Raw genomic sequence first — 524 nt, forward strand, 5'->3', positions numbered from 1 at the left:
CCTGTTTCTGTATAAGAGCGATTCACATTCAGGTCTACACCTACATGGACAAGGTCTCCAAAACCCAATTCTCCACCTAACCGGTCTGAATTATCGCGCGTCCGTATACTATGGTCATATATATACCCAATATCTCCTCTATAGGCACGAAAAACACCACCGGTACCTTCTCCTGACATAGAAAACACGTCATACGTATAGGAAGGAATGGCAATATTGGGAACTGCCGGTGTTTCACGGTATGGTATTTCCTTCTCCCTGTTAAAATCCAGCAGCGCCGCGTCATTACCGTTAGCTTTCTGATAATTCAGATAGCCATAAGCTGGTAATGCCAGGCGTTTATCTTTGTCAGCGATTTTCTGTTTGGCTATATAGCCCGTAAAAGAAAGGTGCTTCGACAGCCCTTTCGTCTCCGATCCTACTTTTGCCACAAAACTGATGAAAGAAGAGGTATAAGGCAATGTTATATTCGGAGTAAATGATGGATAGGCAAAAGAAATTCCGGAACTAAACGAGGAGCCCCA

General features: G+C 43.9%; 1 protein-coding gene. It reads right to left on the bottom strand.

Annotated features, from left to right (window positions below):
• On the bottom strand, positions 1-524 hold a 524-nt coding region (locus GO493_RS30785; RefSeq protein WP_157310080.1), incomplete at both ends, for a hypothetical protein.

It is taken from the genome of Chitinophaga tropicalis (genome assembly GCF_009758205.1).
Taxonomy (GTDB): domain Bacteria; phylum Bacteroidota; class Bacteroidia; order Chitinophagales; family Chitinophagaceae; genus Chitinophaga; species Chitinophaga tropicalis.